The sequence below is a fragment of the Salicola sp. AFF1 genome, from assembly GCF_056783195.1.
In genome coordinates this window covers 23037-47939 of sequence record NZ_JBXAYL010000005.1, presented here as the reverse complement: position 1 = coordinate 47939, position 24903 = coordinate 23037, and the positions used below count along the sequence as shown (strand labels likewise).

General features: G+C 62.5%; 25 protein-coding genes. 17 read left to right on the top strand and 8 right to left on the bottom strand.

The features are described from left to right. Nucleotides 1–53 precede the first annotated feature (53 nt). The 3 genes from rpiA to AC1RQI_RS04675 all read left to right on the top strand — a co-directional run bounded on the left by rpiA (nt 54) and on the right by AC1RQI_RS04675 (nt 2289). Entirely contained in the window at nt 54–725 is a 672-nt protein-coding gene (rpiA, locus tag AC1RQI_RS04685; RefSeq protein ID WP_481903860.1) for a ribose-5-phosphate isomerase RpiA, read from the top strand. A gap of 141 nt (nt 726–866) precedes the next feature. Beyond that, nucleotides 867–1313 (top strand): GtrA family protein, encoded by a 447-nt coding sequence (locus AC1RQI_RS04680; protein WP_481903859.1) that lies wholly within the window; start codon nt 867–869, stop codon nt 1311–1313. 7 nt (nt 1314–1320) lie between these two features. Then, a complete protein-coding gene (locus AC1RQI_RS04675; RefSeq protein ID WP_481903858.1) occupies nt 1321–2289 on the top strand; it encodes a glycosyltransferase family 2 protein in 969 nt (322 codons plus the stop codon). A 99-nt stretch (nt 2290–2388) separates the two neighbouring features. Here AC1RQI_RS04675 and AC1RQI_RS04670 read toward each other — a convergent pair whose 3' ends face one another. Next, the gene (locus AC1RQI_RS04670; protein ID WP_481903857.1) at nt 2389–3537 is read right to left on the bottom strand and encodes an acyl-CoA dehydrogenase family protein; all 1149 of its coding nucleotides are present in this window, start codon (nt 3535–3537) and stop codon (nt 2389–2391) included. Between the two features lie 171 nt (nt 3538–3708). Between AC1RQI_RS04670 and ppa the strand changes: the two genes are divergently transcribed. Further along, nucleotides 3709–4233 carry an inorganic diphosphatase gene (gene ppa, locus AC1RQI_RS04665; protein ID WP_416633320.1) on the top strand — a complete coding sequence of 175 codons (525 nt, stop codon included), beginning with the start codon at nt 3709–3711 and terminating at the stop codon, nt 4231–4233. Between the two features lie 30 nt (nt 4234–4263). Here the strand turns inward: ppa and AC1RQI_RS04660 are convergent, their stop codons facing one another. Next, nucleotides 4264–6225, bottom strand: coding sequence for an EAL domain-containing protein (locus AC1RQI_RS04660; protein WP_481903856.1), 1962 nt, complete (start codon nt 6223–6225; stop codon nt 4264–4266). 111 nt (nt 6226–6336) lie between these two features. On the opposite strand from AC1RQI_RS04660, the gene AC1RQI_RS04655 reads away from it, so the two are divergent. The 10 genes from AC1RQI_RS04655 to purD all read left to right on the top strand — a co-directional run bounded on the left by AC1RQI_RS04655 (nt 6337) and on the right by purD (nt 16791). Beyond that, nucleotides 6337–7953, top strand: coding sequence for a GGDEF domain-containing response regulator (locus AC1RQI_RS04655; protein ID WP_481903855.1), 1617 nt, complete (start codon nt 6337–6339; stop codon nt 7951–7953). A gap of 118 nt (nt 7954–8071) precedes the next feature. Beyond that, nucleotides 8072–8509, top strand: coding sequence for a type II 3-dehydroquinate dehydratase (gene aroQ, locus AC1RQI_RS04650; protein WP_416633317.1), 438 nt, complete (start codon nt 8072–8074; stop codon nt 8507–8509). Between the two features lie 11 nt (nt 8510–8520). Continuing rightward, a complete protein-coding gene (accB, locus tag AC1RQI_RS04645) occupies nt 8521–8991 on the top strand; it encodes an acetyl-CoA carboxylase biotin carboxyl carrier protein (protein WP_416633316.1) in 471 nt (156 codons plus the stop codon). 17 nt (nt 8992–9008) lie between these two features. Continuing rightward, the gene (gene accC / locus AC1RQI_RS04640) at nt 9009–10352 is read left to right on the top strand and encodes an acetyl-CoA carboxylase biotin carboxylase subunit (RefSeq protein WP_481903854.1); all 1344 of its coding nucleotides are present in this window, start codon (nt 9009–9011) and stop codon (nt 10350–10352) included. Between the two features lie 3 nt (nt 10353–10355). Beyond that, nucleotides 10356–11252, top strand: coding sequence for a 50S ribosomal protein L11 methyltransferase (gene prmA / locus AC1RQI_RS04635; protein ID WP_416633314.1), 897 nt, complete (start codon nt 10356–10358; stop codon nt 11250–11252). Between the two features lie 15 nt (nt 11253–11267). Then, entirely contained in the window at nt 11268–12452 is a 1185-nt protein-coding gene (locus AC1RQI_RS04630) for a DUF3426 domain-containing protein (RefSeq protein ID WP_481903853.1), read from the top strand. Between the two features lie 133 nt (nt 12453–12585). Beyond that, nucleotides 12586–13575 (top strand): tRNA dihydrouridine synthase DusB, encoded by a 990-nt coding sequence (dusB, locus tag AC1RQI_RS04625; protein WP_416635666.1) that lies wholly within the window; start codon nt 12586–12588, stop codon nt 13573–13575. Beyond that, the gene (gene fis / locus AC1RQI_RS04620) at nt 13572–13880 is read left to right on the top strand and encodes a DNA-binding transcriptional regulator Fis (protein WP_481903852.1); all 309 of its coding nucleotides are present in this window, start codon (nt 13572–13574) and stop codon (nt 13878–13880) included. The genes dusB and fis overlap by 4 nt, the downstream gene beginning before the upstream one ends. A gap of 15 nt (nt 13881–13895) precedes the next feature. Further along, complete coding sequence (gene purH / locus AC1RQI_RS04615; RefSeq protein WP_481903851.1) at nt 13896–15482, top strand: bifunctional phosphoribosylaminoimidazolecarboxamide formyltransferase/IMP cyclohydrolase; 1587 nt, start codon at nt 13896–13898, stop codon at nt 15480–15482. Between the two features lie 25 nt (nt 15483–15507). Continuing rightward, nucleotides 15508–16791, top strand: a complete 1284-nt coding sequence (purD, locus tag AC1RQI_RS04610; protein ID WP_481903850.1) for a phosphoribosylamine--glycine ligase — start codon at nt 15508–15510, stop codon at nt 16789–16791. A 79-nt stretch (nt 16792–16870) separates the two neighbouring features. On the opposite strand, the gene arsB is transcribed toward purD, so the two are convergent. The 4 genes from arsB to AC1RQI_RS04590 form a co-directional block, all read right to left on the bottom strand. Continuing rightward, nucleotides 16871–17941, bottom strand: coding sequence for an ACR3 family arsenite efflux transporter (arsB, locus tag AC1RQI_RS04605; protein ID WP_481903849.1), 1071 nt, complete (start codon nt 17939–17941; stop codon nt 16871–16873). Then, nucleotides 17941–18363, bottom strand: a complete 423-nt coding sequence (locus AC1RQI_RS04600) for an arsenate reductase ArsC (RefSeq protein WP_481903848.1) — start codon at nt 18361–18363, stop codon at nt 17941–17943. Before AC1RQI_RS04600 ends, arsB begins: the two co-directional genes overlap by 1 nt. A 9-nt stretch (nt 18364–18372) precedes the next feature. After that, nucleotides 18373–18711: a metalloregulator ArsR/SmtB family transcription factor gene (locus tag AC1RQI_RS04595; protein WP_481903847.1), complete on the bottom strand. Its 339-nt coding sequence runs from the start codon at nt 18709–18711 to the stop codon at nt 18373–18375. 82 nt (nt 18712–18793) lie between these two features. Beyond that, nucleotides 18794–19231 (bottom strand): PGPGW domain-containing protein, encoded by a 438-nt coding sequence (locus tag AC1RQI_RS04590; protein WP_481903846.1) that lies wholly within the window; start codon nt 19229–19231, stop codon nt 18794–18796. Between the two features lie 188 nt (nt 19232–19419). Here AC1RQI_RS04590 and AC1RQI_RS04585 point away from each other — a divergent pair, with 188 nt between their 5' ends. The 3 genes from AC1RQI_RS04585 to AC1RQI_RS04575 are packed head-to-tail and all read left to right on the top strand — an operon-like array spanning nt 19420 to nt 23183. Then, the gene (locus AC1RQI_RS04585) at nt 19420–20742 is read left to right on the top strand and encodes a class I SAM-dependent methyltransferase (RefSeq protein ID WP_481903845.1); all 1323 of its coding nucleotides are present in this window, start codon (nt 19420–19422) and stop codon (nt 20740–20742) included. Continuing rightward, nucleotides 20742–21875, top strand: coding sequence for an NAD(P)/FAD-dependent oxidoreductase (locus AC1RQI_RS04580; RefSeq protein ID WP_481903844.1), 1134 nt, complete (start codon nt 20742–20744; stop codon nt 21873–21875). Before AC1RQI_RS04585 ends, AC1RQI_RS04580 begins: the two co-directional genes overlap by 1 nt. Next, a complete protein-coding gene (locus AC1RQI_RS04575; protein WP_481903843.1) occupies nt 21876–23183 on the top strand; it encodes a DsbA family protein in 1308 nt (435 codons plus the stop codon). It begins immediately after the preceding gene. On the opposite strand, the gene AC1RQI_RS04570 is transcribed toward AC1RQI_RS04575, so the two are convergent. Both AC1RQI_RS04570 and AC1RQI_RS04565 read right to left on the bottom strand, forming a co-directional pair. After that, nucleotides 23172–24584 (bottom strand): NAD(P)(+) transhydrogenase (Re/Si-specific) subunit beta, encoded by a 1413-nt coding sequence (locus AC1RQI_RS04570; protein ID WP_481903842.1) that lies wholly within the window; start codon nt 24582–24584, stop codon nt 23172–23174. The genes AC1RQI_RS04575 and AC1RQI_RS04570 overlap by 12 nt on opposite strands. A gap of 12 nt (nt 24585–24596) precedes the next feature. Next, complete coding sequence (locus AC1RQI_RS04565) at nt 24597–24902, bottom strand: NAD(P) transhydrogenase subunit alpha part 2 (RefSeq protein ID WP_416633302.1); 306 nt, start codon at nt 24900–24902, stop codon at nt 24597–24599. Nucleotide 24903 lies beyond the last annotated feature (1 nt).

Genomic DNA, 24903 nt, shown 5'->3' with positions numbered 1-24903 from the left:
CCCCTGACACCGTATACTGGGGGCCAGTACCGAACAACGGAGAGCCACCCCCTATGAGCCAGGACAGCCACAAGCAGGAAGCAGCCCAGGCCGCGTTGAACCATGTTCTGCCGGAACTGACACCGCGCAGCATTCTCGGCATCGGAACCGGCAGTACCGTCAATTGCTTCATTGAAGCCCTGGCCAAGGAAACCGATCAGTTCGACGGGGCCGTTGCAAGCTCCGAGGCCACGGCCGAACGCCTCAGGCAACACGGCATCCCTGTCTATGACCTGAATGCCGTAGCCCCACCGCGCTTCTACATCGATGGCGCGGATGAAGCCAACAAGCGGCTCGAACTCGTCAAGGGCGGCGGCGGTGCACTCACGCGCGAGAAGATCCTGGCCGCGGCTTCGGACACCTTCCTGTGCATCGTGGATGAGACCAAGGAAGTGGACATCCTGGGCGCCTTCCCGCTGCCCGTGGAAGTCATCCCCATGGCCCGCAGCTATGTAGGGCGTGAGCTGGTGAAACTGGGGGGCGACCCGGAATACCGTTCCGGTATTACCACGGACAACGGCAACATCATCCTGGACGTGCACAACCTGGACCTGAGCCGCCCCATCAAGGCGGAAGAAGCCATCAACCAGATTACCGGGGTGGTTACCAACGGACTCTTTGCGCGCCGGCCCGCCGATAAACTCTTTGTCGCCACTGGCTCCGGTCTAAGGGTTGTGGATCGATAACGCTCGAACGAGCGCCCTGATACTCATAACCATACTCTGACGCCTCCCCTGGCACTTGGGGCGCTTACCGTTGGACCAAAGCCCGCCATTGCGTTTAGGCGTAATGGGATGACACGAGCCATGATGCCTGGATTACTGACAATGGGTGACGTTACGCAATCATCGACCGACCAGAGTGCACGGCGAGCCACCATACCGGTTCACCGCCGTGCGTTAATACGCCAGATCGTCGGTTATGGACTGGTCGGGGCCGGTGGTACCGTGGCTCACTACATAGTACTCATGGGCCTGGTTGAATGGGATTTATTAGCGCCAACGCCGGCTTCCTGCACGGGCTTCATTGTTGGCGCGCTGATTAACCATGAACTCAATCGCGGGATTGTCTTTGCAGGCACATCCCATTCAAGACGCACCACGCTGACGCGCTTCATGCTGATAGCCGCACTGGGATTCCTGCTTAACCTTGCGGTGATGGCACTTCTGACCGATGTACTTGATGTCTATTATCTGCTTTCTCAGTTATTGGCAACGCTAACGGTATTTCTGGTCACATTTGCATTCAATAAAATCTGGACGTTCCAAGGGTAGGGACTCTATGCCAACCGTTTCCATCATCGTTCCTGTCTTCAATGAGGAGCAGGTTCTGGATGAGTTTCACCAAAGATTACAGAGCGTACTGTCCAGCATGCACGATGTGAGGGGACAGATCCTTTACGTCAATGACGGAAGCGTGGATGGCTCGCTTGTCGTGTTGAAGCGATTGGCAACCACAGACCCCAATGCTGGGTTTATCAACCTGTCGCGCAATTTTGGCAAAGAAGCAGCCATGTCGGCCGGGCTTGATCTGGTTGATTCAGATGCGACAGTCATCATTGACGCCGACCTCCAGGACCCCCCTGAACTGATCCCTGACATGGTCAAGCTCTGGCGCGAAGGCTATGACACGGTTTATGGCCAGCGTACCGAGCGCCACGGGGAGACCTGGGTCAAGCGGGGGACCGCACGAGCCTTCTATCGCCTGATGCAGGGGGTTGGACGATTCTCCATCCCCGAGGACACGGGTGATTTCCGGTTGCTGAGCAGACGGTCCGTGGAGGCCCTGCGGCAGATCCCGGAGCGCAACCGGTTCATGAAGGGCCTATTCGCGTGGATTGGTTACCCTCAGGTGGCCCTCAGGTATTCGCGAGACCCGCGCTTTGCCGGAGATACCAAGTTCAATTACTGGAAACTCTGGAATTTCGCCATCGACGGAATTACCTCATTCACGACCATGCCGCTAAAGCTTGCCACCTACCTCGGCGCGCTGGTGGCAGCCGCCGCATTCACCTACGGGATCGTAATTGTGGCGAAAACCCTGCTTTACGGTGATCCGGTTCCAGGTTTCCCGACCCTTATTACTGTCATTCTCTTCCTGGGTGGTATCCAGCTCCTGTTTCTTGGCGTTCTGGGCGAATACCTTGGGCGCATGTTTGACGAAACCAAACGCCGACCGCTCTACCTGATTGAGGAACATACCCCGCCGGACCCTGACTCACAGTCAGACAGCGAGTCCCCGTCGGGTTGAGCTCAAGGAGCAAGGTGCTTTTGAACTACTGGAATACTCGTTCGCCGGCGCCAACCTCTGGTTCCGAACCGGCCTCTTCGCTATTGCCTGATTTCAGAATCATAACCCCATCTGCCTGGCAATCAGCTCCTTCATGATTTCCGTGGTACCGCCCCCGATGGCCAGGATGCGGGCATCACGGGCCAGGCGCTCCACCACCGCTTCACGCATGTAGCCCATGCCGCCGTGGAGCTGCACCGCTTCGCGGGTGACGGACTCCGCCACCTGGGCGGTGTAGTTCTTGGCCATGGCCACCTCCTTGACCGGTGCCTTCCCCGCATCCATCAGCCCGGCACAGTGGTAGGTGTACTGCGTGGCCAGTTCCACCTGGGTGGCCATGTCCACCAGCTTATGGCGGGTCACCTGGAAGCCATTGATCGCCCGCCCGAACGCCTCGCGCTCGCTGGTATACGCCATGGCCTCCTCCAGCGCCAGGCGCGCGGTCATGGCCCCCATCAGGCAGAGCATCAACCGTTCCTGGAGGAAGTTGGTCATGATCACCATGAACCCACCATTCTCATGACCGATCAGGTTTTCCTTCGGCACCGTCACATCGTCAAAGAACAGCTCAGCGGTATCACTGGCCCACCAGCCCATTTTCTTCAGGACCCGACCGCGACTGAACCCCGGCCTGTTTCCCTCAACCAGCAGCATGCTGATGCCGTTCTGGCCGGGCTCCCCCGTACGCACCGCCACCGTGTAATAGTCGGCCCGATGGCCACTGGTGATGAAGGTCTTGCTGCCGTTGATCCGGTAATGATCACCCTGTTGCTCCGCCCGGGTCCGGAGATTGGCCACGTCGGAGCCGCCCCCTGGCTCAGTAATCGCGAGAGCGGCAACCGCTTCGCCGCTTAGGACCTCGGGCACCACCTGCTCGCGCATGGCTTGCGGACCCCATTGGACGATGGGCGGCAGAGCAATGTCATGGGAGCCCAACCCCGCCACCAGGCCACCAGAGGTGCTGCGCATCAGTGCCTCGCTCACGGCCACCTTGAGAAAGAGATCGCCCTCGCCGGTGCCACCCAGCGCTTCCGGGTACCCAACGCCCAACAGACCAGCCTCGGCGGCCTTGCGGTACAGCGCACGCGGGAATTCGCCTGCCTCCTCCCATTCATCAATATGCGGCAGCACCTCCCGCTCCACGAAACGCAGCGCGGTCTGGCGGGCCTGCTCGTGGGTCTCATTGAAGCAGTGTGTCGAGGTCTTCATGGATGCCTTCCTTCCGCCATCAGGCCAGTATGAACAGGCCAAGTGTGCCGCAAGCGCCAACGCCCAAGCAAGCGCTTGGTTGCCAATTGGTTTTTATCCCTAGCCATCCACGCGTATAATCACGGCCTGTTTCATGAAGCCTTCATTCATCCACAGAAAAAGGACACCGTCATGAACTTTGACAAGATCCCGCCCGGCAAGAACCCGCCGGAAGACATCTTCATTGCCATTGAGATCCCGGCCAACGCTCAGCCGATCAAGTATGAAATCGACAAGGACATGGACGCTGTCCTGGTGGATCGCTTCATGGCCACCCCCATGTTCTACCCGGCCAATTACGGCTTCATCCCGAACACGCTGGCGGACGACGATGATCCGCTGGATGCCCTGGTGGTAACCCCCTACCCGGTCCAGCCCGGAGCCATTATCCGGTCCCGCCCCGTGGGTGTGCTGAACATGGAAGACGAGGAAGGCGAAGACGCCAAGCTGATCTGCGTCCCTCACGACAAGCTCACCACCGCCTACAAAGACGTGCAGGATGTCGAGGACATCCCGGAACTGCTCAAGGAGCAGATCAAGCACTTCTTCGAGAACTACAAGGACCTCGAAGCCGGCAAGTGGGTCAAGGTGCGCAACTGGGACAACGCCGAAGCCGCCCGCAAGGCGGTGGAGGAAGCCGTCAAGGCTGCTGAATGACTCTTGGACCGGGCGGCAGCAACCGCCCGGTCAGTCCCTGCCACCCGGTTCCTCGGGCCGGGAAAACCAGTACCCCATCACGCCGTCCACCGGCAGCTCACGGATTACGGCCCACTCGGCCTCCATCTCCACACCGCTGACAAATACGCGGATCCCCTGCTCGCGCAACACCGGCACAATGGTCGATAGGAAGAAGCGCGCCTCACGTCGCTGGTCCAGACCCTGAACGTGCTCACGGCTGATGCGAACCGCCTGGATGGCATAGCGCCCCAGATACCCGAAACTCACGCCTCCGGAGCCGAAATGGTCCACCATCACACGAGCCCCGGTACGCGCCGCTGTCTCCGCCAGCAGTGACACGGAAGCGGGCTGAAGGCGCAGGGCCCGTTCCGGCACCACGAGCCAGAGCGAGCGGGCCCGTTCGCCCGCGGCTTCCAGCCGCCAAGCCAGCCATTTCATAAAGGCGTCATCTACGAGTGAGGCCACCCCCACTGATACAGCCAGCTCCCTGGAGGAACCAGCTGTTTCACTATTCAGGGCCCGATCAATGACCAGCCGGTCAAATGCCGGCGTCCATCCCGAACGCTCCAGGTGGGGCAGGAAGCGCGCCGCCGCTTGCCAGCGCCCTGCCAGAAGCATCCGACCCAGGGCCTGGGTAATGAGTACATGCCCCTCCCGGTCATGCAGTGGCTGCCATGCCAGGGCCACATCGGCGCTGGTCAGCGCGCTATCGATAGCCTCAAGCCAGCTGCCGTCACCACCGGTGGGCCCAGCCACTGTATGCTCCCACCAGACCAGGGAATCCCCTTCGGTTGAAGACGCCCCGATCAGCCCCTGGTCAGCACGAGCCAACAGCCCTCCAACACTCAGGCCCGGCTCCACCGGGGCAGCACCCCCCTGGAAGGATCCCGCTTCGGGCGCGCTATGGGCGCTGTAGCACGCCGTCAGCTGCTCCACCAGCGCCTGCAGCCAAGCATCCGCATCCGCCGGTTCCACACCCGCGATGCAGAGCAACAGATCCGCGCCCTGGCCACGGGCGGTCACCACGCCTTCATGGCGGGCTTCAAAATCCAGCAGTAAAGCGCCACTCCCGGCCAGCACCGCATTGCCCTGGGCGCGCCCATGGCGCTCATTGAACGCCTGGAACTCAAGCGGACGGACGATGGCCACCACACCACCTGGCGTGGACTCCCGGGAATGGAACTGCGCCGCCAGCGCCTGATCGAAGGCTTCCCGGGTACGCAGCCCGGTCACCGGGTCCCGGTTGACGCGGTCCTCCAGTTCATTGATCAGGCCAAGCTGGCGTTCAAACGTTTCGCCCAAACGCTGGGCCATGCCATTAAGAGCCCGTGCAACCCGGCCCAGCTCCCGGGCACGGGGCGGCTCGGTCCGTGCACAGAAGTCATTCGCTTCCAGAGCATGGGCCTGCGCCTCCATCCGGCGCAACGGGGCCAGCAAGCGTCCAGCCCCGCGCCAGGCCAACCACAGACTCACCGCCAGCAGGGCACCACTCCAGGCAAGATCCATCAGGAAGCTGCGCCAGAGACGCAGCAGCGCGGGAGCGGGATCACCCTGCACCCGCACGCTGCCTGCCGGCTCCCAACCCGCCATTACAGTGGCCTCACCTTGCGGCGAGGGCAGATCCGCCCACCACCGAAACCAGGCTGGCACCGGCGCCGCGCCCGCCTCCACCTGACGGCGATGACGCACGCTGCCGTCCGCCCTGACCAGCGCCACCTGCTTATAGGCACCGCTGTCGAAAACCGCATCCACAAGGCGCCTGACCTTGCCCTCACGCTCAAGCGCCGAAATCGCCACGCCCAGGGCCCGGGCCGTATCCTGGGTCTGGATACGGAGCTCATCCGCTAGATAGTCCCCAAAACGGTTGGCACTGAACCAGGTGCTGGCCCCCAGAACCAGCACCAGCAGCCCTCCGATGAAGGCCACGAGGAGCACGCGCAGGCTGTACCCGGTCTCGTCCGCTCGACGCATGGCCGCCCCTCCAAACGGGCACAAAACGGCAAGATTGACACAGATGCTGAAGAAGCGACTATAGTGATTGAACAGAATGTGACGAGACACACCAATACGAAGCCCACGGTCATGACAGACAACAACTCCCAGCAGGAGAAGCTGCGCCAGCACTTCGCCCGCCGCGTAACAACCCAGGCACGGGTGGTTCTAGAAACCTGGCAGAAGTTTCTCGAGACGGGTGAGCCACCGCGCGACCTGCGCGAAAGCTTGATGGTCGCCACGGAGAAGCTGATCAAGTACGCCCGGCGCTTCGAGATGACCGATCACGAAGCGGCCGCGGACAGCATCCGGACCGCGCTTGAGATCTGGCCCGAAGGTCACCCCATCAACACCGAAATCCGCGACAGCCTGCAGCAGGGTATGGACCAGCTGTCCCGCTGCACGCTGCGGCGCTCGGACCAGAACGAAGACGAAGGCCCCCGGGCCTACCTGCGCACACCGATCTACCTTGCGGTCAACGACACGGATTACGCCCAGCGCATCATCCGCCAGATGGAATTCTTCGGGTTCAGAGCCGCGGCGTTTACCACGCCTGCGGAGCTGGAAGCGGAATGCGCACGCAACAAGCCCGAAACCATCGTGATCGACGTGGACTTCGGGGGTGAGGACCCGATGGCGGGCATCGCCACCATGGAGCGCATCCAGGAGCGTCACGAGACACCCATCCCGGTGCTGTACACGAGCCGCGAGGATGGATCCATCGAGACCCGGCTGCGGGCAGTCCGATCCGGTGGCGAGGAATTCTTCTACCAGGCCCTAGACCCGGGCCAGCTGATCGAAAAGATCGAGCATTATTCGTTTGCCCATCCGCCCGAACCCTATCGGGTACTGGTGGTGGACGACTCCAAGGCCCAGGCCAAGTACATCGAGAATGTGCTCCAGAAAGCCGGCATGCGCTCGTGCGTGCTAACCGATCCCCTGCAGGTGATCGATGCACTGGAAGAGTTCTCACCCGAGATCATCATTCTGGACATGTACATGCCAGGCTGCACCGGCACCGAGCTGGCCAAGGTCATCCGCCAGCAGGACCATCTGCACAGTGTGCCCATCATCTATCTCTCCGCCGAAGAAGATGTCTCGAAACAGCTGCACGCCATGAGCATGGGCGGGGACGACTTCCTCACCAAACCCATTGATGCCAAGCACCTGATCACCACACTGCATAACCGTGGCCGCAGGGCACGCTCACTGCTCGCGCTGATGATTCGTGACAGCCTCACCGGGCTGTACAACCACACCCATACCCTGAGCCTTCTGGAATCCGAAATCAGCCGCGCGCGCCAGACCAACCAGCCTCTAAGCTTCGTGATGCTGGATCTGGACCACTTCAAGAAGATCAACGACACCTATGGCCACCCTATCGGCGACCGGATCCTCAAGAGTCTTTCACTGTTTCTCAAGCAGCGGCTGCGCAAGACAGATCATATCGGCCGCTACGGTGGTGAGGAATTCGCGATCATCCTGCCGGACACCCGGGAGGAAGACGCACTCGGCGTCATGAACGAAATCCGCGAGAAGTTCAGCCAGCTCCGCCAGCCGGCCGCCGGCATCGACTTCCACGTGACCTTTTCCTGTGGCGTGGCCCAGTGGCGGGGCGAGACACCGCAGGAACTGTGCGAGAACGCCGACACCCTGCTGTATGAGGCGAAGAAGCACGGGCGCAACCAGGCGGTTGCAAGAGATTGATTTTTCGTATCACCGCTATTGATCTACGGCTAACATGCGTTCACACTTTTCTGAACGTGCCCGGATCTTGGCGCAAAAACACAAAAACCAGCGCAAAATAATCCGAAAACAAACAACTATGGCCACCATCCTCGTCCTCCACGGTCCCAACCTGAACCGACTCGGTACCCGCGAACCCGACACTTACGGGGCAGCGACCCTGGCGAGTATCAACCGGGACCTGCACGAACAGGCGAGTGAAGCCGGCCATCATCTGCTCACGCTCCAGAGCAACGCCGAATACGAGCTCATTGAACGGATTCATGACGCAGCCGATGAAGGCATAGACTTCATCCTGCTCAATCCCGCCGCTTTCACGCACACCAGCGTCGCTCTGCGGGACGCCCTGCTCGCCGCCGCGATTCCGTTCATTGAGGTACATCTTTCCAACGTGCATGCGCGCGAGCCTTTCCGTCATCACTCATTTTTCTCGGATATCGCCGAGGGCGTGATCAGCGGACTCGGTGCCCAGGGGTATGAGCTGGCCCTGACGGCCGCATGCCGCAAACTAAGGTGAATGAGACCCTTATGGACATTCGCAAAGTCAAGAAACTGATTGAACTTCTGGAAGAATCCGACGTCGAGGAACTGGAGATCCAGGAAGGCGAGGACTCCGTTCGCATCAGTCGCCGGCGTGGCGACACCGTGACCATGGCCGCCCCCGCTCCGGCCCCGGCGCCACAGCAACCGGCACAGCCTGCCCAGCCGCAGAACACCGGTGCCAGTGAGCAGGCCGAGGAGAAGACCGAACCGGACGAACCCCAGGGCCACCTGGTACGCTCGCCCATGGTAGGCACCTTCTATCGGGCACCATCACCCACTTCTTCACCCTTCGTGGAAGTAGGCCAGAAGGTGCATGCTGGTGACGCCCTCTGTATTGTCGAGGCCATGAAAATGATGAACCAGATCGAGGCCGACATCAGCGGGACCGTCTCCCAGATTCTTGTCGACGACAGTGAGCCCGTGGAATACGACCAGCCCATGTTCGTCATCACCTGACAGCGAAGCACCGCATCATGATCAATAAAGTACTGATTGCGAACCGGGGCGAGATCGCCCTGCGCATATTGCGGGCCTGCAAGGAGCTGGGGATCCGCACCGTTGCCGTGCATTCACGCGTGGACCGCGACCTGATGCACGTGCGCCTGGCCGACGAATCCGTCTGCATCGGGCCCAACAGCGCCAGTGACAGCTACCTCAACATCCCGGCCATCATCAGCGCCGCCGAGGTAACGGATGCCGACGCCATCCATCCAGGTTACGGCTTTCTCGCCGAAAACGCGGATTTTGCCGAGCAGGTGGAAAAAAGCGGCTTCCGATTCATCGGCCCCTCCGCCGAAACCATCCGGCTGATGGGCAACAAGGTATCCGCCATCCGCTCCATGGTGCGGGCAGGCGTTCCCACGGTCCCCGGCTCCAACGGACCGTTGAACGAAGACGAGGAACGCACCCGCGAGATCGCGAAGGAAATCGGCTACCCAGTCCTGATCAAGGCCGCTTCCGGCGGTGGTGGGCGTGGCATGCAGGTGGTCCACACCGAGCACGCACTGCTCAAGGGCGTACACGTTACCCAACGCGAAGCGCGAGGCGCCTTCGGCGACGAGACGGTTTACCTGGAGAAATACCTGGAACGGCCACGGCACGTCGAGGTCCAGGTCCTGGCGGACAAGTACGGCAACGTCATCCACCTGGGCGACCGGGACTGCTCACTGCAACGCCGCCACCAGAAGATCATCGAGGAAGCGCCGGCCCCCTACATTGACCCCGAGGCCCGTGAACGCACGCTCCAGGCCTGCCTCAACGCCTGCCGCGAGATCGGCTATGTGGGCGCCGGTACCTTCGAGTTCCTGTACCAGGACGGGGAATACTTCTTCATCGAGATAAACACCCGTGTCCAGGTGGAACACCCGGTTTCCGAGATGGTCACCGGCGTCGATATCGTGGCTGAACAGATACGGGTGGCGGCTGGCGAGGAACTGCGCTACCGCCAGGAGGACATCGAGATCCGTGGCCACGCCCTTGAGTGCCGCATCAATGCCGAAGACCCCAAGACGTTCGCGCCCTGCCCCGGCCGGGTGGAGCGCTACCACCCACCGGGCGGACTGGGGGTGCGCGTGGACTCCCACCTGTACTCCGGCTACAGCATCCCACCGTATTACGATTCACTGGTGGGCAAGCTGATCACCTTCGGCGAGGACCGTTCAACCTGCCTCACACGCATGCACAATGCGCTGGATGAGCTGGTGGTGATCGGCATCAAAACCAACGGATCACTGCACCAGCGACTGGTTCGTGATGAAGGCTTCCGCAGCGGCGACATCACGATCCATTATCTGGAACAGCTGATTCGGCGGGACTGACTGATGGCCTGGGTTCAACTACACGTCCAATCGGACAGCGAGCATGCCGAGCTCGTGGAACAGATGCTGCTGGAAGCCGGCGCCGAGGCCGTGAGCATGGAAGACAGCGCGGATACGCCGCTCTATGAGCCCGAACGGGGCACCACGCCCCTGTGGGACAGCACCACGGTAACGGGGCTGTTCCAGGGCGACGCGGATCTTGCTGGCATCCAGTCCCAGGTGGCGGAAGCCTACCATGCAGCAACCCAGACCCAACTGGAATCCATGGAAACGGAACTCCTTCAGGATCGGGAATGGGAACGGGCCTGGATGGACGACTTCCAACCCGAACGCTTCGGCAACCGCCTCTGGATATGCCCCAGCTGGCAGGAACCGCCGGATCCGGAGGCGGTGAACATCACCCTGGATCCGGGTCTCGCATTCGGCTCGGGAACCCACCCCACCACCCGCCTCTGCCTGGAATGGCTCGACGCCAATCCGGCCAACGGGCTGGAGGTCGTCGACTATGGCTGCGGCTCCGGCATTCTGGGGCTGGCAGCGCTCAAGCTGGGGGCCCGCCATGTGGTCGGTACCGACAATGACCCTCAGGCACTGGATGCCAGCCGAGACAATGCCCGGCGCAACGGCATACCGGATGACGCCCTGGACCTTTACCTGCCCGAGGACCAACCGGACAGCCGTTGTGATCTCATGCTTGCCAACATACTGGCGCAGCCATTACTGTCTCTGGCACCAACACTGGCCGGTCAGGTCCGGCCAGGTGGACGGATTGTGCTTTCCGGCATCCTGTCCAGCCAGGCCGACGCCATCAGTGACCGCTATGCCCGCTGGTTCCACATGCAGTCACCAACGGAGCAGGAAGGCTGGATCTGTCTGACCGGGACGCGCCACACGGACTGAAGTGGAGCCGCCTGCATGGCCACAGAATCGGAAACACTCACCCGCTGCCCGTACTGCCAGACGCGGTTCCGGGTTACCCAGCGCCAGCTTGAGGCGGCGCGCGGGCGGGTTCGGTGTGGCCATTGCCTGTATGTGTTCAATGCCATCGAAAACGCCGAGCCGGAGAAGGAAACACCCACCGCTGCCCAGGCGCGGGCTTCCGGGTCCACGACTGATGGTGCAAGCCAATCTCAGCCCGCTTCCGCCAGCTCCCAGCCCGCAGTGGACCATGACGAAGAGGACCTCGTCTTCGAGGACGATCCTGAGGAGGACGCTCAGGAAGACCATTACGCAGGCGATGGAACACAGGAAGAAGAGGAATTCAGCGAGGACCTGCTGAACCTGGATGCGGGGGACCGGTCCGGCTTCCATAACGAGCTGGAAGAGTACAGTTCCGGCGAGAAGCTCGATGACGATGAGAGCTGGGCGGAATCCCTGCTCCAGGAGATTGAAGAGGAACCAGAGCCCACGCCCCCTACTCAGACGACCGGCGGCCAGCGGGAGCCGGGACCCAAGCCTGATCTGGAGCTGGAGTCAGAACTGGGGTCAGAGCCGGAGCCAACACCGAAACGGAAGCCGGACACAACGCCGGAAGAGCCGTCTGAATTCGACTTCGAACCAACCTGGCGCTCGCTGAACGCCGACCCCATCGTGGCCGCCAAGCCGGATCGCTGGCGCTGGCTCCGCCGCTCCATGTGGCTCCTCGCCATCACCGGCATGGCTGGCCTTCTCGTGTACCAGGTGGGCTGGTACCGCTTTGAGCGCCTTGCCCTCTATGAGCCAATCCGCCCATGGTACGACCAGGCCTGTGAATGGTTTGGATGCGAACTGCCCCCGTTGGTGGCTACGGACCAGCTGGAACCACGCCAACTCGTTGTACGCAGCCACCCGGATATGGCGGATGCGCTCCTGCTGGAGGTCAGCATTGTCAACGAGGCCGGCTTTGATCAGCCCTGGCCCGCCATTGCCCTGAGTTTTTCCAACCTCAACAACGACGTTGTAGCCCAGCGCGTGTTCCAGCCGGACGACTACCTGGCCAGCAAGGAAGCCAGCGGGGGCCATATCCCCGCCAGCGAAGGCCGGCGCGTGCGCCTGGCGCTTCAGGACCCTGGCAAGGACGCCATCAACTACCGGATCGAGTTCCTCCCAGCCCGTCAATAGCCCTGGACGAAAAATACTCAATTTTTCAGCGGCTTTGCCCCTTTAATGGGAGAGGAGCCCGGAGTATCATTGTCTGCCCTTGAGCTGGTCGATAATTAACCAATCCGCACGGATCCAATCCCGGGAGAACGCAGTGGTCACCATTGGCCCCCATACGCTGCCCAATAACCTGGTTCTGGCCCCTATGGCGGGTGTTACGGACAGACCTTTCCGGCTCCTGTGTCGCAGAATGGGCGCGGGGCTGGCCATCTCCGAGATGGTCACCGCGGACGCCAGCCTTTGGAGCTCCCGCAAATCCCGTCAGCGCATGGATCACGCTGGGGAGCCGGAGCCCATTGCGGTCCAGATTGCCGGGGGCGATGCCCCCATGTTGGCGGAGGCCGCCCGGTTCAATGTCGCCAACGGCGCCCGGATCATCGACATCAACATGGGTTGCCCCGCCAAGAAGGTCTGCAACAAGGCCGCGGGCTCCGCGTTGATGCGCGATGAAGCCCTGGTTCAATCGATCCTGGAAGCGGTCGTGGCGGCGGTCGAGGTACCGGTTACGCTCAAGATGCGCACCGGCTGGGACCGTGACAACAAAAACGCCGAAACCATCGCGCGCATGGCCGAGGACACCGGTATTGCCGCACTGGCGGTACACGGGCGCACCCGGGCCGACGCCTACAAGGGCGAGGCGGAATACGGAACCATCGCCCGGGTTAAGCAGGCCGTGGATATCCCCGTCTTCGCCAACGGGGACGTGGACTCACCCCGCAAGGCGGAACAGGTCCTGCGGGAAACGGACGCCGACGGTCTTTTCATTGGCCGGGCGGCCCAGGGCCGGCCCTGGCTGTTCCGCCAGATTGACCACTACCTGGCCACGGGCGAAGAACTGCCGGACCCCGAGCCAGAGGCAATCCGGAACATCCTGATGGGGCATGTGGAGGCGCTGCACGCCTTCTATGGCGACTACATCGGGCTGCGGGTGGCACGCAAGCATGTGGGCTGGTACCTGCAGGCCCGTGATCCGGACAAGACATTCCGCCGGCACTTCAACACCATTGAAGACGCCGGCGAGCAGCTGCGGCTGCTTGATAACTACTTTCAAAGCATTCAGACAGAAGAGGTACGTGTCGCATGAGCACTGAATTCATGGCCGAGAACAACCGGGCCCGGCAAACGGACGAGCCCCTCACCACGGCAGCGGGCAATGGCCAGACCGTAACGCTGCGTGACAGCGTGGAGCAGGCGCTGGAAAACTACTTTTCCCAGCTCGACGGCGCCCCGGTGAGTGACGTCTACCAGCTGGTGCTGTCCGAAGTAGAGGCCCCGCTGCTGGAAAAGGTCATGGAATACACCGGCGACAACCAGACGCGCGCCTCCGCCATGCTCGGCCTCAACCGGGGTACGCTGCGCAAGAAGCTCAAGCAATACGGCCTTCTGTAAGGAGAGGGAGCCATCATGACGGAACAGCCGAATGCAACGCCCATCCGCCGGGCCCTGATCAGCGTCTCGGACAAAACCGGCATTGTTGAATTCGCCCAGGCACTGCGTGAACGCGGTGTCGAGATCCTGTCCACCGGGGGCACGTTCCGCCTGCTCACCAGCAGCGGCATCGAGGCCACCGAAGTCTCGGACCACACCGGCTTCCCGGAGATCATGGGCGGCCGGGTGAAGACCCTGCACCCGCTGATCCACGGCGGCATCCTGGGGCGGCGCGGCACGGACGACGCGGTCATGGACGAACAGGGGATCGCGCCCATCGACATGGTGGTGGTCAACCTCTACCCCTTTGAACAGACCGTTGCAGACCCGGACTGCGACCTTCCCACGGCCATCGAAAACATCGACATCGGCGGCCCCGGCATGCTGCGCGCCGCGGCCAAGAACCATCAGGACGTGACCGTGGTCGTGAATGCAGACGACTACGACCGCATTGTCGCAGAGATGGATGACAACGGCGGCGGCCTGAAGGCGCATACGCGCTACGACCTGGCCACTCGCGCCTTTGAGCACACCGCCGCCTACGACAGCGCCATCGCCAACCATCTGGGCAGCCGCCTGGAAAGCCAGGCCGAGCCGGCGCCTTTCCCCCGCACCCTCAACCACCAGTTCGAGAAGGTGCAGGACATGCGTTACGGCGAAAACCCGCACCAGAAGGCGGCGTTCTACCGCGAGCGCGGTGCTACCGAGGCCTCCGTATCCACAGCACGCCAGATCCAGGGCAAGGCCCTGTCCTACAACAACGTGGCGGATACCGACGCCGCTCTGGAATGCGTCAAGCCCTTCGCGTATCCGGCGTGCGTGATCGTCAAGCACGCCAACCCCTGCGGCGTGGCCATCGGAGCGGACCTGAAACAGGCCTATGACCTGGCCTTCGCCACTGACCCGACTTCGGCCTTCGGTGGCATCATCGCCTTTAACCGCCCATTGGGTCCGGACGCGGCTGGCGCCATCATCGAGCGCCAGTTTGTGGAAGTGATCATTGCCCCGGAAGTGACCCCGGAAGCAGCCGAGGTCCTCGCCGACAAGAAGAACGTGCGTGTTCTGACCTGCGGCCCCTTCAATGACGAACGCATCGCGGCCTGGGACTACAAGCGGGTCACCGGCGGCCTGCTGGTCCAGGACCGGGACCTTGGCATGGTCGACGAAAACAGCCTGCAGATGGTGACGGCACGCTCCCCTGAGCAGGACGAACTCGAAGACCTGCTCTTCGCCTGGGAAGTAGCCAAGTACGTGAAATCCAATGCCATCGTCTACGCCCGCCACGGGCGCACCATCGGCATTGGCGCCGGCCAGATGAGCCGCGTCTACAGCGCTCGCATCGCCGGCATCAAGGCCGCAGACGAAGGGCTGGAAGTGGCCGGCTCCGTTCTGGCCTCGGATGCCTTCTTCCCGTTCCGGGACGGCATTGACCAGGCCGCCGAAGCGGGCATCAAGGCAGTAATCCAGCCCGGCGGCTCCATGCGCGACCAGGAAGTGATCGACGCCGCGAACGAGCACGGCATCGCCATGGTGTTCACCGGCATGCGCCACTTCCGCCACTGATACAAGCAGCAGCGAGACCTGAACCATGCAGATCCTGATCATCGGCGGCGGCGGCCGCGAACATGCGCTGGCCTGGAAAGCAGCCCAGTCCAGCAAAGTGGAGCGCGTCCATGTTGCCCCTGGCAACGCCGGAACCGCGCTGGAAGCAGGCGTCGAAAACGTCGCCATCGGGGCTGAGGACATTGAGGGGCTGACCCGATTCGCCACCGGCAATGGCATTGATCTTGTGATCGTGGGCCCGGAAGCGCCTCTGGTGGAAGGCGTTTCAGACCGGCTGCGCGAGGCGGGTATCGCTGTATTCGGCCCCAGCGAGGCCGCCGCGCAGCTGGAAGGCTCCAAGAGCTTTGCCAAGGACTTTCTGGCGCGCCACAGCATCCCCACTGCCGAGTACCAGACCTTTGCGGAGGTCGAGCCGGCCCTGGAGTACGTGCGTGAAAAGAGCGCCCCCATCGTGATCAAGGCGGACGGCCTCGCCGCCGGCAAGGGCGTCGTCGTGGCGGAGACACTGGAGGAAGCCGAAAACGCGGTACGCGACATGCTCTCCGGCAACACCTTCGCCGATGCCGGTCACCGGGTCGTGATCGAGGAATGCCTGGTGGGCGAGGAAGCCAGCTTCATCGCCATGGTTGATGGCGCGACCATCCTGCCGCTGGCCAGCAGCCAGGACCACAAGCGCGTGGGCGATGGTGACACCGGCAGCAACACCGGCGGCATGGGCGCCTACTCGCCAGCGCCGGTGGTCACCGATGCCGTTCACGAGCGCATCATGCAGGAAGTGATCGAGCCCACAGTGAACGGCATGGCGGAAGAAGGCCACGCCTACACGGGCTTTCTCTACGCCGGCCTGATGATCACCCCCAATGGCTCGCCCAAGGTGATCGAGTTCAACTGCCGCCTGGGCGACCCCGAGACCCAACCACTGCTGATGCGCCTGCGCTCGGACCTGGTCCCGCTCTGCATGGCCGGCGCTGAGGGCACGCTGGACCAGGTCAGCTGTGACTGGGATGAGCGCACCGCGCTGGGCGTGGTCATGGCCGCCGGCGGCTACCCGGCCAAATACCGCAAGGGCGATGCCATCTCAGGGCTCGATGGCGTGGACACCGACGACCGCAAGGTCTTCCATGCCGGCACCCAGCAGGATGAAAGCGGCCAGGTGGTGACCGCAGGCGGTCGCGTGCTGTGCGTCACCGCCCTTGGCGAGACCGTGGCCGACGCGCAGAACAGCGCCTACGCCGGCGTTGAGCGCATTCACTGGGAAGACGCCCATTACCGCCGTGATATAGGGTTCCGCGCGCTAGAACGCACCTGAGGCATGATCACCGAGAGCGCGCTCGCCTATTCCAGTGGCAACGCGCTCTTGGTGACATCCTCCTTTCCTACCCTACGCCTCAGGCCTGGTTGATGGCCGGGAAACAGTGACGGGTCCGATTCGCGATCTTCACCAGCCCCAGCATCAGCGGCACCTCCACCAGCACACCCACAACCGTTGCCAGCGCCGCGCCGGATTGGAGCCCGAACAGGGCAATGGCGGCCGCTACCGCAAGCTCAAAGAAATTGCTGGCGCCAATCATGGCCCCTGGTGCCGCCACGCTGTGTGGCACCCGCCAGGCCATGGCCCAGCCATAGGCGATGGCAAAGATCAGGAACGTCTGCAAAATCAACGGAACAGCAATCAGCACAATGTGCAGTGGATTCTGCAGGATCACCTCGCCCTGAAAGGCAAACAGCAGCACCAGGGTCAGAATCAGCCCGACCGGCGTAACGGGCCCAAGGCGCTTCATGAACACGTTGTAAAAATACTCGGTGCCGTGGCGGGCAATCACCCAGCGGCGCGTGGCATAGCCCGCCGCCAGCGGAATCACGATATACAGAACCACTGACAGTGCGATCGTTTCCCAGGGCACAATCATATTCGACAACCCCAGGAGGAACATCACAATCGGCGCGAACGCGAACAGCATGATGATGTCATTGAGCGACACCTGCACCAGCGTGTAAGCCGCGTCGCCCCGGGTCAGATAGCTCCAGACAAAGACCATCGCCGTACAGGGGGCGGCTCCAAGCAGGATAGCGCCAGCCAGATACTCGCGCGCCAGGCCCGTCTCGATCAGTGGCTCGAACACCACCATCAGAAAAAACCACGCGATGACGAACATGGTGAATGGTTTGACCAGCCAGTTGATCGTCGTGGTGACGATCAGGCCCCGTGGCTGACGGCGGACACCCGCGATAGCGGCGAAATCGATCTGCACCATCATCGGAAAAATCATGGCCCAGATCAGTACCGCCACCGGTATCGACACCTGGGCGTATTCAAAGCGCGACAGCACATCCGGCACTACCGGCAACCACTGGCCCATGGCAATACCAGCCACAATCGCCAACGCCACCCACACCGAGAGATAACGCTCAAAGAGCCCCATCCCTTCCCGGATATCCGGCTCATCAGTTCTCTGCATCAGGGCTCACCTCCGTCAATCGCCTTCAGGAGCGCCTGTACACGCTGCTCGATGTCATCACGCACCCTTCGGAATTCCGTCATCACCGTCGCCTCATCGCCCTGCGCTCGTGCCGGATCGGACAGTGCCCAATGGTGCTTGTCGGTCCCCGGCGGCAGCATGGGGCAGGATTCATCCGCATCCCCGCAGACGGTCACCACCAGATCCGCCCAAGCCAGATGCGCCTCCGTCAGAGTGATGGATTGCTGGTCCTGAATGCCCACGCCAACCTCATCCATCACCTGCAACGCCCTTGGGTTCTGGCCATGGGCCTCCAACCCCGCCGAATCGACGTTCAACCGCCCGCCCCACCTATGCCGCAGAAAGCCTTCGGCCATCTGGGAACGACAGGCGTTGCCGGTACACACAAAAAGCACGTTCATCGCGCTGCCTCACTCAGCCGCATCAAGAGACGGACGCTGGCCCATGGCCACCAGACGCCTCCGGTGCTCGGACAGGTCCCGGGACACCAGGACCGACCGCAACGTCTCATACGCCCACTCCGGGAGCCCGGACGCAAGGCGATAGTGCACCCACTGCCCCCGGCGTTCATCCTGGACAATGCCCTGATCCCTGAGCTGGGACAGATGCCGTGAAACCCGGGGCTGGGAAAGGTCCAGCGCCGCAACCAGCTCACAGACGCAGAGCCGCCCTTCCTGCTGCAGCAACAGCAGGCTGTTGAGACGCGTTGTATCAGAAAGCGCCCTGAAGAATTGCTCCGGCGTTACCATATATGCATATCCGAATATCTATACGCAAATGCTACTTCAAATACACGTCTTTGAAAAGCGGGATCCCTTTCAACGATCCCCTTCAGTGATCCCCGGGCGGGACGCGCTCCAGCTCCGGAACGCCACGACGCCGCCGCACCCAGTTGATGGCGCGGAATACCGGGGGCCGCGAGACCACCCAACGCTCCAGGCGATATTTGCCGGGGAAGTTCAGCAGCGTCAGCGCGATCACGATGGTCAGAAGGCCCTGACCCGGCAGGACCAGCATGGCAATCCCCGCCAGCAGCAGGACCAGACCCAGAAGATTCTTGAGAACCAGCACGACCAGCCCCATCACCGGAAGACGCTGGCGAATCAAGCGGGGACGGTGCTCATAGCGGACGAAGTAATCGGCGGGGATCCGTGCCACGATCACAGGCACCGCCACCAGAGTCGCCACGAACATGAACAGCGAAACGCCGCCCACGGCCCACAGCACGCCTTCGTGGGCTTGCAGCCATGCCAGGGCCCCGTCGATCACGATGCGTCAGCGCCTCCCGAAATCCCCATAGTCACCACAAGCGTACCGGCTCCCACCCCGATTGCCCACCCACCCTTGCAAACGACGGATTTCACCCGCATTGATAGAGCCAGTTGCTGTTTGAGCTGATGACTTCTTATACTCGTCCTCATATATGGGGAGTCACAACCGGATGCTGGAGCGCACCTATGGAACATAAGACCCCGCAAAGGGATACAGCACGCAGTGATCGCAATGAGCGTTTTTCGCCCTTGGCTTTTACCCAGTCACTGATTGAACCCACCAGTTCCGCAACCGCGCCCGAGCGCTGGATGGCGGACAAGTTCCTGTCCGTGGCTGGCAATCCACCGCTTGTTCTGGATCTCTGGGGCACCGAGGAGGTCAAACCTTCGGGTGAAACACCTCGCTACCGCCTGCGTGTTGCAGACCGGGCTGCTCTCTACGAGTTGATGAGCAACCCGAATCTCGCCTTCGGCGACCTCTACAGCGAGGGGCGCCTGGAAATGGAAGGGCACATGCCCGACCTGCTCACGGACCTGTACTACGCGCTGGACCGCGCCTATGACCAGCTGCCGCTGTTCCTGCGCATGATCTGGCGCAACCAGGCCCCCCGTTCCACCAGCCTCAAGGCCGCCAAGGACAACATCCACCACCACTACGACCTGGGCAACGACTTCTACCAGCTGTGGCTCGATAAGGCCCAGATGCAGTACACCTGCGCCTATTACGAAGAGCCGGACATCACACTGGAACAGGCCCAGCTCGCCAAGCTGGAACTGGTCTGCCGCAAACTCCAGCTCCAGCCAGGCCAGACCGTGATCGAAGCCGGCTGCGGCTGGGGTGGCCTGGCCCGTTACATGGCCAAGCATTACGGCGTTAAGGTCCGGGCCTTCAACATCTCCCAGGCCCAGGTTGAGTTCGCACGTCAGAAGGCCAAAGAGGAAGGTCTGGAAAACCAGGTGGAATACGTTCTGGATGACTACCGCAACATCACCGGCGAGTACGACCGCTTTGTTTCGGTAGGCATGCTGGAGCACGTGGGAACGGACCACTACCCCGATCTGGCCGACGTTATCCGCCGCCACATGAAACACGATGGCCTGGCACTGGTCCACTCCATCGGCCGCAATTACCCGATGCGGACCAACGCCTGGATCGAGAAGCGCATCTTCCCCGGCGCCTATCCGCCCAGTATCACCGAGTTCACCAGCATCGGCGAGGCCGGCCCGTTCTCGGTTCTGGATGTGGAAAACCTGCGCCTGCACTACGCCGAAACCCTGGAAGACTGGCTCGCCCGCTACGAAGCGAATATCGACACCGTGCGCGAAATGTACGGCGAGAACTTCGTTCGCGCCTGGCGGTTGTACCTGGCCGGCTCCATTGCCTCCTTCCGGGCCAGCTCGCTGCAACTGTTCCAGATGGTGCTGGCGCACCCGGAAAACAACAACGTGCCGCGTAACCGCAAACACCTCTACACCAGCTCCAATGTGCCGGCGGAGGGCAGCTACTGATGGTACAGCGCTACGACGCACTGATCGTTGGCGGTGGCCCGGCCGGCTCCACCATGGCGCGGGCACTGACCCAGCGCGGCTACCACACCCTGGTGGTGGACAAACAGACCTTCCCGCGCGACAAGACGTGCGCGGGCTGGGTGACCCCGGCCGTTCTGGAACTGCTGGCCATTGACCCGGCCGACTACCAGCGCAAGAACGTGATGCAGCCCATCCACCGCTTCCGCATCGGCATGATGGGCCAGAAGGCGGTGGTGAACGATCATGGCAGCGCCCCGGTCAGCTACGGCATTCGCCGCTGCGAGTTTGACCACTACCTGCTGGAGCGCAGCGCCAGTGAGCGCGCCGAGGGCGTGAAGTTCCGTTCCCTGGAACGCACCAGCGATGGGGAATGGTGCCTGAACGGCGAGTACCAGGCGCCATTGGTAATCGGTGCCGGCGGCCACTTCTGTCCGGTGGCAGCCACCATCGGCGAGGGCCCGGGCAGCCATGAAACTGCGGTGACCGCCAAGGAAGTGGAATTCGAGATGACCCCGGAGCAGGCACGGCGCTGCCGGGTGCGCGAGGACACTCCGGAACTCTGGTTCTGCCGCGACCTGATGGGCTACGCCTGGGTGTTCCGCAAGGACAACTTCCTTAACATCGGACTGGGCCGGGAAGACCCGAACGACCTCAAGGACCACCTCAATGACTTTGTCGCAAAGATGCAGGCCGAGGAGCGGATTCCAGAGGACCTGCCCGGCAAGTTCAAGGGGCATGCCTACCTGCTCTACGACCACGCCGAGCGCCCGCTGGTGGATGACGGTGTACTGCTGATCGGCGACGCCGCCGGCCTCGCCTATACCCAGAGCGGGGAAGGCATCCGGCCCGCCGTGGAGTCCGCCTTCCTGGCGACGGAGGTTATCCAGAACGCTGCGGATTACAGTGCTGCCAGCCTGCAGCCCTATGCGGACCGGCTGCGGGAACGCTTCGGCACCCGCGAGGTGGAAAGCGAAGGGGGCCTGGACATTCCGGACTGGGCCAAGCTGCGCCTGGCCCCGGCCCTGATGAAGACCCACTGGTTCACCCGCCGGGTCGTCACCGAGCGCTGGTTCCTTCACGAACACGTACCAACTCTGGAGATCGCCTCCTGAATGAAGGCCGCGTTGAAGCCCTATGCGGCCCGCGCGGTCAGCAGCCCGCTCTACCGGAACCTGCGCCGAGGCCTGCGGGCCCGCCGGGCGCGGCGCCAGGGCGTGGAGCGCCAGGTGGATGTGTACCTCAATCCACGGGATCCCCATGGCTATCTCCTGCTGCAGGTCCTGCCGTCAGTAGCGGAACGCTTTGGCCTGACCTACCGCTTGTTCACGGTCGCCACCCTCCAGGAGGACCTGTTCCCGGAGCCCGACCTCTGGCAGTCCTGGGCCGTAGCGGATGCCCGTGAACTTGCCCGCCTCTACCGGCTGGACTTCCCGGAAACCGATCCCGGGCTGACGGAAGAAGCCGTCCATGCGGCGGCGGTGCGCCTGACCCAGGCAGAGCAGAGCCCAACCGCGTTGGACGAGGCCCTGGCGGCGCTGCGTGGGCTCTGGCACGGCGATCCCCCCTTGCCAGCGCCTTCCGAGGCCGAATCCGAAGCGACCCAGACCACCCTCGCCCACAATGAACAGAACCTGCATGACGCCGGCCACTACGGCGGCGCCATGCTCCATTACGAGGGCGAGTGGTTCTGGGGTCTGGACCGGCTGGACCACCTGGAGCGGCGCCTGATCAGCAAGGGGTATGCCCGCCACCCCAATGAGACCGCCCGCTTCGTGCGCACCTGGGCGGACCTCGGCCGTAAGCCAAGACCCGCCGACCCGGTGACGACGCCCCTGGAAGTGTTCTTCTCCATCCGCAGCCCCTATTCCTATCTGGGGCTGGAGCGGGCGAAACAGCTGGCAGACTATTTTGGATGCCCCCTGCACCTCCGCCCCGTCCTGCCCATGGTCATGCGGGGCCAGGCCGTACCAGAAGCCAAGCAATGGTACATTTTCAAGGACACCAAGCGGGAAGCCGACAAGCTGGGCATTCCCTATGGGTTCGTGGCCGACCCGCTGGGGGCGGGCGTTGAACGTTGCTATGCCCTGCTGCCCTACGCCCGCCAACAGGGGCTGGGCTTCACCTGGCTCCAGACCTTCGCCCAGGCCGTGAACGCCCAAGGCATCCGTTCCGAGACCGACCGGGGCCTCAAGCGCATTGTTGAGGCCGCCGGGATGGACTGGCACCGTGCCCGGCATTGGCTCACCCACCAGGACTGGCAGGACGAGGTGGAAGCCAACCGCCAGGCGCTCTACGAGATCGGTCACTGGGGAGTGCCCACCTTCCGTTTTGGCGACGTCACCGCCTGGGGCCAGGACCGGCTCTGGCGCATCCAGGAGGCCATGCGCCGCCCCATGGATCCGGTCCCGTCACCCCAGTGACTTCACCGCCTCAATCATCGACACCATCACCTTCTGGGCATCGCCATAGACCAGGTGGGTGTTGTCCGCGAAGAACAGCTCGTTCTCCACGCCACTGTAGCCCTTGCCCTGGCCACGCTTAACCACGAAGGCCTGTTGGGCACAGTCCACGTTCAGAATCGGCATGCCGTAGATGGGGCTGGATTCATTGGTGCGCGCTGCCGGGTTCACCACATCGTTGGCGCCGATGACCAGGGCCGCGTCCGCCAGCGCAAATTCCTCATTGATGTCTTCCAGGTCGTAGATGATGTCGTAGGGAATACCCGCCTCCGCCAGCAGCACGTTCATGTGCCCCGGCATGCGCCCAGCAACGGGATGGATGGCAAAACTCACCGCCACCCCCTGCTTCTGGAGCAGTTTCACAAACTCATAGAGCTTATGCTGCCCCTGTGCCACCGCCAGCCCATAGCCAGGCACAATGATCACCCTGGAGCCGTAATACATGGAAATGGCGGCATCCGACGCATCAACCGACTTCATGGTGCCCTCGATACCCGCGGAGCCATCGTCCTCCTCACCAAAGTTGGAAAAGATGACGTTGCGTACCGAGCGGTTCATGGCCTTCGCCATCAGGAAGGTCAGCAGTGTACCGGCCGAGCCCACCACGGTGCCGGCGATGATCATGGCCGGGTTCTGGAGCACGAATCCCTCAAACGCCACGGCCAGGCCGGTGAAGGCGTTGTAGAGCGAGATCACCACCGGCATATCCGCGCCACCGATGGGCGTGGTCAGCAACACCCCCAGCACCAGGGCCGCGATGAAGAACAGCGTCACCGCAACGGAAGGCACACCCCCGGCACCCACGATCAGTATATAGAGCGCCAGGATCCCCGCCACCGCCAGAACCCCGGCATTAACGCGCTGCTGCAGTGCAAAACGCAGGGTACGGTTCAGGCGGCCATCCAGCTTGGCCCAGGCAATGACCGACCCTGAAAGCGCCACCGCTCCGATCAGTCCGCCCACCAGGGCCAGGACCGTGACTACGAAACCGTGGACCTGGGCGTTGCCGGAATACAGCTCCACGGCCGCTATGGCTGCTGCCGCGCCACCGCCCATGCCGTTGTAAAGAGCCACCATCTGCGGCATGCCGGTCATCGCAACCCGCTTGCCGCTGCGCCAGGCCCAGCCCACGCCAATGGCAAGGGCCACCAGTGCCAGCAGGACGTTGGCCCCCAGGTGCTCTTCAGCCGCCGGACGCACGTCAAAGGCGTACAGAAACGCCGCTGCCACCGCGATCACCATGCCCCAGCCCGCCACGCGGATGCCGGAAGGCGCAGTCACCGGGCTGGCCATGCGCTTGAGCCCGTAGATGAACAGCAGGGTGGCGGCAAAGAAGGCCGCTGCGATCAGGAAATTCACCATGATAATGCTCCCTTACTCCTGCCGGTCACTGGACTTGAACATATCAAGCATCCTGTCGGTCACGACGTAACCGCCAGCCGCGTTACCCGCGCCAAGCACAACGCCCACAAAACCAATGATCTGCTCCAGTGGCGTAGCGGCATTGAGAAGGGCCCAGATCGCCCCTACCACCACGATCCCGTGCACGAAGTTGGAGCCGGACATCAGCGGCGTATGCAGAATGGCCGGTACCCGTCCGATGATCTCGTAGCCGGTAAAGGCCGCAAGCATAAAGATGTAGAGCGCAACAAAACCGGTAATGGCCGTGGTGGGGTCCATG

Excerpts from the sequence above, each read along its gene's own strand:
- rpiA (WP_481903860.1), top strand. The coding sequence starts at position 54 with ATGAGCCAGGACAGCCACAAGCAGGAAGCAGCCCAGGCCGCGTTGAAC.
- AC1RQI_RS04680 (WP_481903859.1), top strand. The coding sequence starts at position 867 with ATGGGTGACGTTACGCAATCATCGACCGACCAGAGTGCACGGCGAGCC.
- AC1RQI_RS04675 (WP_481903858.1), top strand. The coding sequence starts at position 1,321 with ATGCCAACCGTTTCCATCATCGTTCCTGTCTTCAATGAGGAGCAGGTT.
- AC1RQI_RS04670 (WP_481903857.1), bottom strand. The coding sequence starts at position 3,537 with ATGAAGACCTCGACACACTGCTTCAATGAGACCCACGAGCAGGCCCGC.
- ppa (WP_416633320.1), top strand. The coding sequence starts at position 3,709 with ATGAACTTTGACAAGATCCCGCCCGGCAAGAACCCGCCGGAAGACATC.
- AC1RQI_RS04660 (WP_481903856.1), bottom strand. The coding sequence starts at position 6,225 with ATGCGTCGAGCGGACGAGACCGGGTACAGCCTGCGCGTGCTCCTCGTG.
- AC1RQI_RS04655 (WP_481903855.1), top strand. The coding sequence starts at position 6,337 with ATGACAGACAACAACTCCCAGCAGGAGAAGCTGCGCCAGCACTTCGCC.
- aroQ (WP_416633317.1), top strand. The coding sequence starts at position 8,072 with ATGGCCACCATCCTCGTCCTCCACGGTCCCAACCTGAACCGACTCGGT.
- accB (WP_416633316.1), top strand. The coding sequence starts at position 8,521 with ATGGACATTCGCAAAGTCAAGAAACTGATTGAACTTCTGGAAGAATCC.
- accC (WP_481903854.1), top strand. The coding sequence starts at position 9,009 with ATGATCAATAAAGTACTGATTGCGAACCGGGGCGAGATCGCCCTGCGC.
- prmA (WP_416633314.1), top strand. The coding sequence starts at position 10,356 with ATGGCCTGGGTTCAACTACACGTCCAATCGGACAGCGAGCATGCCGAG.
- AC1RQI_RS04630 (WP_481903853.1), top strand. The coding sequence starts at position 11,268 with ATGGCCACAGAATCGGAAACACTCACCCGCTGCCCGTACTGCCAGACG.
- fis (WP_481903852.1), top strand. The coding sequence starts at position 13,572 with ATGAGCACTGAATTCATGGCCGAGAACAACCGGGCCCGGCAAACGGAC.
- purH (WP_481903851.1), top strand. The coding sequence starts at position 13,896 with ATGACGGAACAGCCGAATGCAACGCCCATCCGCCGGGCCCTGATCAGC.
- purD (WP_481903850.1), top strand. The coding sequence starts at position 15,508 with ATGCAGATCCTGATCATCGGCGGCGGCGGCCGCGAACATGCGCTGGCC.
- arsB (WP_481903849.1), bottom strand. The coding sequence starts at position 17,941 with ATGCAGAGAACTGATGAGCCGGATATCCGGGAAGGGATGGGGCTCTTT.
- AC1RQI_RS04600 (WP_481903848.1), bottom strand. The coding sequence starts at position 18,363 with ATGAACGTGCTTTTTGTGTGTACCGGCAACGCCTGTCGTTCCCAGATG.
- AC1RQI_RS04595 (WP_481903847.1), bottom strand. The coding sequence starts at position 18,711 with ATGGTAACGCCGGAGCAATTCTTCAGGGCGCTTTCTGATACAACGCGT.
- AC1RQI_RS04585 (WP_481903845.1), top strand. The coding sequence starts at position 19,420 with ATGGAACATAAGACCCCGCAAAGGGATACAGCACGCAGTGATCGCAAT.
- AC1RQI_RS04580 (WP_481903844.1), top strand. The coding sequence starts at position 20,742 with ATGGTACAGCGCTACGACGCACTGATCGTTGGCGGTGGCCCGGCCGGC.
- AC1RQI_RS04575 (WP_481903843.1), top strand. The coding sequence starts at position 21,876 with ATGAAGGCCGCGTTGAAGCCCTATGCGGCCCGCGCGGTCAGCAGCCCG.
- AC1RQI_RS04570 (WP_481903842.1), bottom strand. The coding sequence starts at position 24,584 with ATGGTGAATTTCCTGATCGCAGCGGCCTTCTTTGCCGCCACCCTGCTG.
- AC1RQI_RS04565 (WP_416633302.1), bottom strand. The coding sequence starts at position 24,902 with ATGGACCCCACCACGGCCATTACCGGTTTTGTTGCGCTCTACATCTTT.